The sequence below is a fragment of the Burkholderia sp. Tr-20390 genome (genome assembly GCF_017104595.1).
In the GTDB taxonomy this organism is placed as follows: domain Bacteria; phylum Pseudomonadota; class Gammaproteobacteria; order Burkholderiales; family Burkholderiaceae; genus Burkholderia.
This window is the reverse complement of the sequence record NZ_JAAGPC010000305.1, coordinates 1-6,390: the sequence shown is the minus strand read 5'-3', so window position 1 is coordinate 6,390 and position 6,390 is coordinate 1. Positions and strand designations below refer to the sequence as shown.

Annotated in this window: 8 protein-coding genes; 3 read left to right on the top strand and 5 right to left on the bottom strand. The window is 69.2% G+C overall.

The genetic code is table 11. The annotated features are described in order from the left end of the window. Positions 1-470, top strand: a 470-nt coding sequence (locus G3N98_RS37770) for a PilZ domain-containing protein (protein WP_206150969.1), incomplete at its 5' end; no start/stop codon positions are given. A 223-nt stretch (positions 471-693) separates the two neighbouring features. After that, positions 694-1,023: a DUF4148 domain-containing protein gene (locus G3N98_RS37765; protein ID WP_069251539.1), complete on the top strand. Its 330-nt coding sequence runs from the start codon at positions 694-696 to the stop codon at positions 1,021-1,023. 132 nt (positions 1,024-1,155) lie between these two features. On the opposite strand, the gene G3N98_RS37760 is transcribed toward G3N98_RS37765, so the two are convergent. From G3N98_RS37760 to G3N98_RS37750, 3 genes are read right to left on the bottom strand one after another with little or no spacing between them, the layout of a single operon-like run. Next, positions 1,156-2,049: a DMT family transporter gene (locus G3N98_RS37760; protein WP_206150968.1), complete on the bottom strand. Its 894-nt coding sequence runs from the start codon at positions 2,047-2,049 to the stop codon at positions 1,156-1,158. An 8-nt stretch (positions 2,050-2,057) separates the two neighbouring features. Continuing rightward, positions 2,058-2,846, bottom strand: coding sequence for a DUF2182 domain-containing protein (locus G3N98_RS37755; protein ID WP_089474831.1), 789 nt, complete (start codon positions 2,844-2,846; stop codon positions 2,058-2,060). A 23-nt stretch (positions 2,847-2,869) separates the two neighbouring features. Next, positions 2,870-3,472 carry a DUF1326 domain-containing protein gene (locus G3N98_RS37750; protein ID WP_089474832.1) on the bottom strand — a complete coding sequence of 201 codons (603 nt, stop codon included), beginning with the start codon at positions 3,470-3,472 and terminating at the stop codon, positions 2,870-2,872. A 348-nt stretch (positions 3,473-3,820) separates the two neighbouring features. Between G3N98_RS37750 and G3N98_RS37745 the strand changes: the two genes are divergently transcribed. Continuing rightward, entirely contained in the window at positions 3,821-4,225 is a 405-nt protein-coding gene (locus G3N98_RS37745; RefSeq protein ID WP_174974368.1) for a lysozyme inhibitor LprI family protein, read from the top strand. 67 nt (positions 4,226-4,292) lie between these two features. On the opposite strand, the gene G3N98_RS37740 is transcribed toward G3N98_RS37745, so the two are convergent. Together G3N98_RS37740 and G3N98_RS37735 are read right to left on the bottom strand one after the other, a co-directional pair. Continuing rightward, positions 4,293-4,940 (bottom strand): response regulator transcription factor, encoded by a 648-nt coding sequence (locus tag G3N98_RS37740; RefSeq protein WP_006483707.1) that lies wholly within the window; start codon positions 4,938-4,940, stop codon positions 4,293-4,295. After that, positions 4,937-6,390, bottom strand: a 1,454-nt coding sequence (locus tag G3N98_RS37735; RefSeq protein WP_206150967.1) for a PAS domain-containing sensor histidine kinase, incomplete at its 5' end; no start/stop codon positions are given. The genes G3N98_RS37735 and G3N98_RS37740, both read right to left, overlap by 4 nt.

The window sequence follows — 6,390 nt, the reverse complement described above, 5'->3', positions numbered from 1 at the left end:
GCCGTGCCGCGGTGTCGCGGTTCGGCGCGACGGTCGAGTCGGTGCAGGCGGCGGGTGCCGCGCGGTTCCTGGTGCTGTCGCCGCCCGGCTTCGTCGACCGGCTGCGCACGCGCGCGGAGCCGCGCGTGCCGGTGCGGATCGCCGCCTGTTGCACGGGCGGGTCGGAGGGGGTGGAAGGCATCGGGATGGTGCACGACATCAGCTTGAGCGGCCTGTCGATTGCCGTCGACCGGCCGATCGCCGCCATCGGCGAACCCTTGCGCGTGCAGCTTCCGTACGCGGCGGGCGACCGGGTCGAGCTGCTGGCGCTCGACGGCACGGTGCGGGCCGTCCATGCCGACCCGGCCGCGCCCGCGCTGACGCTGCATCACGCGGCGTTCGGCGAGACCGGCGCCGACGACCTGATCCGCCTCAAGGCGCTGCTGTTCGACCGGCTGATGGCGTCGTCGGATACCGACCGGCGGCGCTGATGCAGGGCTGGACGCACCGGGCGCCGTGCCACGGTATTCAGTGCGTGAATGCCGATAATCATCTGATGATTCCGCGTATTCCGTGGCGATTGTATGGTTTCCGTCAACAGTGAATTCGCGATTTAAGTATTTACCCTGATAGCGTGGCCTCCTAGACTTCTAGTCATGCGCAACGACCCCGAGTCCGAAGCGCCTGACAAAACAATTCTGGAGGTAACGCATCATGAAATCGCTGATCAAGGCAGTTGCACTGGCCGCCCTGGTGGCCGCACCGGTCGTCTCCTTCGCCCAATCGAACCAGCAGCCGCTGACGCGCGCGCAAGTGCGCGCCGAGCTGGTCCAGCTCGAAAAGGCCGGCTACAACCCGAACGACTGGATGAACTACCCGGAAAACATCCAGGCCGCACAGGCAAAGATCGCCGCCGCGCAGAACACCGGCGCGCAAGCTGATGCAACGGGCTACGGTTCGAACCCGGCCGCTGCGTCGCAATCGGGCCAGCGCGTGGTCGTGCCGGCCGCCACCGACCGTTCGTCGGTGTTCTTCGGCCACTAAGCCAGGCAGCGCCCGCAGGGGCGCCCGGTTTGCCGTTTCATCCGAAACCCGTGCACGGTATCCGTGTGCGGGTTTTGCATTTTGGCCGCTTGAATGGGTGGGGCTGCGTGAGCGCGGCGCGCCTGACGGGCATCACCGCGTGCTGCCCGCCCGCCGCGCCCGCGTCGCGAGCACGGTCGCGACGCCGCCGAGGATCGCGGCCGATGCGAGCGCGAGCCGCCAGGTCGGCTGTTCGGACAGCAGGAGCACGGCACCGCACGCGGCGATGGGCGGGACGGACAACTGAACCGCCGCGGCGCGCATCGCCGTGAGGTGCCGCAGCGCGGCATACCAGACCACGTAGCCGAGGCCCGACGTCAGCGCACCGGAAAGCGCGGCGAGCACGAGGCCGGCCGGCGTGACGTGCAGGCGGGCGGCGAGTGCCACGCTCAGCGCGAGTGCCAGCGGCGCGGCGCGCAGGAAGTTGCCGGCGGTGGCCGCGACCGGATCGACGGGCCGACGGCCGCGGATCGAATAGATACCCCATGCGATGCCGGCTGCCGTCATCAGCGCGGCGCCGCGCGGCGTCGGCGCGGCGAGCCCGGGCGACACGAGATAGACCAGCCCGCCGAGCGCCGCGCCGAACCCGGCCCAGCCGGTCGCGGCAAACCGCTCGCCGGCATGCCATCCCGCCGCGAACATCGTCAGTTGCACCGCGCCGAACAGGATCAGCGCGCCGGTGGCCGCGCTGACGGTCAGATACGCAAACGAGAAGCACGTGACGTACGCGAACAGCATCGCCGCGGCCGGCCAGTCGGCGGGCGGGGCAGGTCGTCGTGCCCCCGCATGCGCGACGATCGCGAGCATCAGCGCGCCCGATACGAGACGCAGGCTGCCGAAGCTGGCCGCGTCGATCCGCCCGGCCTGCAGCGCGAGCCGGCACAGCAGCGAATTCGACGCGAACGCGAGCATCGCGATCGACGTCAGCGCGACGACGCGCACGCCCGGCCGGACATGCAGCACGAGGGCAGAGGCGGGCGGTCGCATCGCGGGCCTCACGCGTGGCCGGCGACGATCAGCACGGCCGCGCCGAACAACGCGGCGCCGAGCGGCGCGGTGAGCGCCTGCCCCCACGACGCGTTCTTCTCGAGGGCCATCAACGCGGCGAGCGCCAGCATCCAGCCGAGACTGCCGGCGCCGACGACGAACATCAGCAGCATCAGCGCCCAGCAGCAGCCGACGCAGAAGAGCCCGTGGCTGACGCCCAATGCAAACGCGTGACGCATCGGCGTGCGGCCGCGCCAGCGGCTGATCACGAAACTGAACGGCGTGCGGCACCGGTCGAGGCAGTGCGTCTTCAGTCCGCTGAACTGGAACGCGCCGGCGAGCGCGAAGACGGCCGCGCCGATCAGCCAGCCGCGCCACGCGAGCGCCGGCACCCGCGCGACACCGGCCAGCAGCAGCCCGTGCAGCCCATGCGCGACGAGGCCGAAACCGCTCCACGTGGCGACGTAGCCGAGGCCGACGAGCGCGAGCAGGCGCGTCTGGTCGGGGCGGCTCGCGACGACGCGGGCGAACGCGTCGAACAGCGACAGCGTCGTCGGCAGCATCATCGCGAGGATCATCAGCGTCCAGCCGGCCGCGGTGAACGCGGCCGGCAGCCACAGTGCGCCACCGGGCAGCGCACGGCAAAGCGCGCTGAACGGTTCGGCCAACGCGCCGTCGCCGTGGTCGAGGTACCGCCCGTAAGGACTGCGCGTCCACGCCCACAGGGTGAGCCAGGCGAACGCGACGAGACTCGCGAGCACGAGCGGAAACAGGCGCCGGTGCAGCGACGCAGCCATGACCGTTGGCGTGCGATCGCGCGTCACGCGTCGAACCGGAACGTGCTCTGCAGCGCGTTGTGGTTCTTCAGGTCGACGTCGATGCCGATCGCCGCATTCTTCGACCGGTAGACGGGCGCCTTGCCGACGAACACCGGCGCGCCGGGCACCGTCGAGAATACGGTGTCGGTCAGCGTCGTCTGCGCGCCGCTCGGGCCGAGGTAGGGCTCGAGTTCCGCGTGGTAATCGGTGCCGATCGACAGCGTGCCGCGAGCCCCCTCGACATTGAACGTGATGGGCGCGCGTTCGATCGACACGACCGTGCCGATCAGTTTCGCGAGTTCGGCGATCGGGCCGCCGGCCTCGCCCGTGTAGACCTTGAGGAGCGCCTGCTCCTGCGCTTCGGACGCCGTGTCGCTGACGTAGATCGCAGCCGTCCAGTTACCTTCCAGGATGTTGCCGGGCACGCGGCATACGGCGGCGATCGTGTTGCCGCCCACGTCGACGCCGTCGACGGTGCCCTTGTCGACATGCCACGCGACGATCGTGTCGCAGACGCCGAAATCGGGGTCCTCGCCGATCCAGCACGGGCAGAGTACGCGACAGTTGCAGACCTCGAGCAGACGGCCTTCAAGGTGATAACTCATGATTCCCTCCAGGGGGCGACGGCGAAGGCACGTTGGGCTGGGGGGAGGAGGCTGGCAGACGAATCGTCACCCCGCTCGGCGATGCGAACGCGAAATGCGCTGAGGAATGCGCGGAAGCGGAGACGGGATGGATGCGATAGCGCGGGCCCGAAGCGGCGTATCGATTTTCAAGTGTAGGTGCGCAGGGGCGATATGCAAGCCGTCGCAGGCCGCGACACCGGCTGACAAGCCGGCGCGCGTACGCTAGCATCGCGATCGGTGTCGCCACGAGAGACGGCGGCCGATGCGCGACCGCGCGGCAAGCCCGGCACCGGGTTCCACGACTTCAACGAACAACAAGGAGCATCCATGCGTGTCTTGACCGGTCTGCTGTGCTCGCTCGCGCTGGCGGCGAACGTCGCCCACGCGCAGGCGAATTGTGCCGACGCGACGGATCAGGCGGCGATGACGGCGTGCGCCGACCGCGCGTACAAGAAAACCGACGGGGAGCTGAACCGGACGTACCAGGCCGTCACCGCACGCCTGCGCGACGCGCGGCCGCTTGCCGACAAACTCGTGAATGCGCAGCGTGCGTGGATCGCGTACCGCGATGCCGAATGCAACTTCTCCAGCGCGAACGCCGAGGGCGGCAGCGTGTATCCGATGGTCGTGTCGACCTGCCTCGACGATCTGACGAAATTGCGCACCGAAACGCTGAAGGGCTACCTGTCCTGCGAGGAAGGCGATCTCGCGTGCCCCGTGCCGGCGAAGTAAGCGGGTAAGCAGGGCGCGCCGCCCGGCCGGCGGCACCTGCCATCCCGCCGCTGCCGGACGTCGTCCGTTACACGTCGTCCGTTTCGTCGAGCAGCTTGTGCCGCATCGCGTACCGCACCAGCGCCGCTTCGTGCGGCATCTGCATCTTTTCCAGGATCCGCGTCTTGTACGTGCTGACCGTCTTCGCGCTCACGCACAGCGCGTTGGCGATCTCGGTCAGCGTCTGGCCGGCGGCGATCCGCCGGAACACGTCGAATTCGCGGTCGGACAGCCGCTGGTGCGGCAGCGTCTCGGCCGGCTCGTTCAGGCTCTGCGCGAACTGCTCGGCCATCGCGAGGCTCACGTAGACGCCGCCTGACGCCACCTTCGTGACCGCACCGACCAGCTCGGCGCTCGCGCTTTCCTTGGTCAGATACCCGGACGCGCCGGCGCGGAACGCGCGCACCGCGTATTGCTGCTCCGCATGCATGGTCAGCACGAGGACGCGCAGCGCGGGCTTCTCGTCCTTGATCTGCTTGATCAGTTCGACGCCGTTGCGGCCCGGCATCGACAGGTCGAGCACGAGCACCTGCGCGGGCGTGGCGCGCACCAGCGCGATCGTCGACGGGCCGTCGCAGGCTTCGCCGGCCACCTCGAATCCGGTGGCGTTCTGGAGGATGTGCCGCAGACCGTCGCGTACAAGCGTATGGTCGTCGGCGATGAGCACCTTGATCATGAGATGAGCGTTTCCTGTTGGACGGTACTGAGCGGGAGCGCGACGGTGATCGAGAAACCGCGCGCGAGCGCGGTGTCGATCGTCACGCTGCCGCCCAGCATGTGGGCGCGTTCGCGAATGCCGATCAGGCCGAACGATTTGTCTTCATGGGCCGGGCCGCCGGGCGCCGAGCCGCGGCCGTTGTCCGCGACACGCAACACGCAGAAGCCTTCCTCGACGTCGAGCCGCAGCGCGACGCGCGTCGCATCCGCGTGGCGCGCGACGTTCGTCAGCGCTTCCTGGACGATCCGGAACAACGTGGTCGCGCCCGCGCTGGTGAACGTGAGCCCGCCGGTTTCGATGTGCCGTTCGACATCGATTCCGTAGCGGTTCGTGAAATCGTTCGCGAGCCATTCGATCGCCGGCACGAGGCCGAGATCGTCGAGCATCACGGGCCGCAGGTCGGCCGCGATGCGCCGCACCGACGCGACCGTCGCGTCGATCAGCCGCCGCATGCCCTGCAGGTGCGTCTGCACGTCTTCGTCGGGGTGTGTGCGACCCGGCACGCGCAGCTGCTGTTCGACCACCGACAGATCCATCTTCAGCGCGGTGAGCTGCTGGCCGAGGTCGTCGTGCAGTTCGCGCGCGATGCGGGTCTTTTCCTCCTCGCGCACGTTCTGCAGGTTCGCCGACAGTTCGCGCAATTCCTCGCGCGACTGCTTCAGCGCGTTCTCGGCGCGCTGCCGCTCGGTGATGTCGCGCAGCATCACCGTATAGAGCTTGCCGGACGCGTCGCGGATCTGCGAGATCGACGCCTCGATCGGGAATTCCTCGCCGTTCGCGCGTAGCCCGAACAGCACCCGCTGGCGGCCCATCTGCCGCTCGGACACGCCCGTCACGCCGAACTGGTCGACGTGCTTGGCGTGCGCGGCGCGGAACCGCTCGGGGATGAAGCGCGACAGCGGCGCACCGATCGCCTCCATCGCGGATACGCCGAACACCTGCTCGGCCATCGGATTGAAGATCACGACCGTCTGTTTTTCGTCGATCGTGATGATCGCTTCCATCGACGAACGGATGATGCCCATCATCCGCGCCTCGTTGAGGATGCCGCGGCTGCTCGCGCCCGAATCGACGGCGATGCGGCCGCGCAGCAGCGCATGGATCAGCACCGCGAACGCGATCGACGCGATCAGCCCCGCGGCGAGCACGGTGCCGGCCGCGCGTTGCGCGCCGGTGGCGCTCGGGCGGCCGTCCGCGGAATAGGCGAGCGTCAGCACGGTGCCGCCGAAATTCAGCTCGTCGGTGCGCCGCATCAGGTCGGGCGATGCCGACGCCTCGTCGGTCGTCGTCTCGACGCTGACGATCGCGCGCCGATCGCCGCCGGCGGTGATCCACACGTCGATCCCGCGTTCCGCGTCGAGCGCACGCTCGACCAGGCGCCGCGGGCTCAACGCCGCGAACAGCACGA

Coding starts and splice junctions, on each gene's coding strand:
- G3N98_RS37765 (WP_069251539.1), top strand. CDS start 694: ATGAAATCGCTGATCAAGGCAGTTGCACTGGCCGCCCTGGTGGCCGCA.
- G3N98_RS37755 (WP_089474831.1), bottom strand. CDS start 2,846: ATGGCTGCGTCGCTGCACCGGCGCCTGTTTCCGCTCGTGCTCGCGAGT.
- G3N98_RS37750 (WP_089474832.1), bottom strand. CDS start 3,472: ATGAGTTATCACCTTGAAGGCCGTCTGCTCGAGGTCTGCAACTGTCGC.
- G3N98_RS37760 (WP_206150968.1), bottom strand. CDS start 2,049: ATGCGACCGCCCGCCTCTGCCCTCGTGCTGCATGTCCGGCCGGGCGTG.
- G3N98_RS37745 (WP_174974368.1), top strand. CDS start 3,821: ATGCGTGTCTTGACCGGTCTGCTGTGCTCGCTCGCGCTGGCGGCGAAC.
- G3N98_RS37740 (WP_006483707.1), bottom strand. CDS start 4,940: ATGATCAAGGTGCTCATCGCCGACGACCATACGCTTGTACGCGACGGT.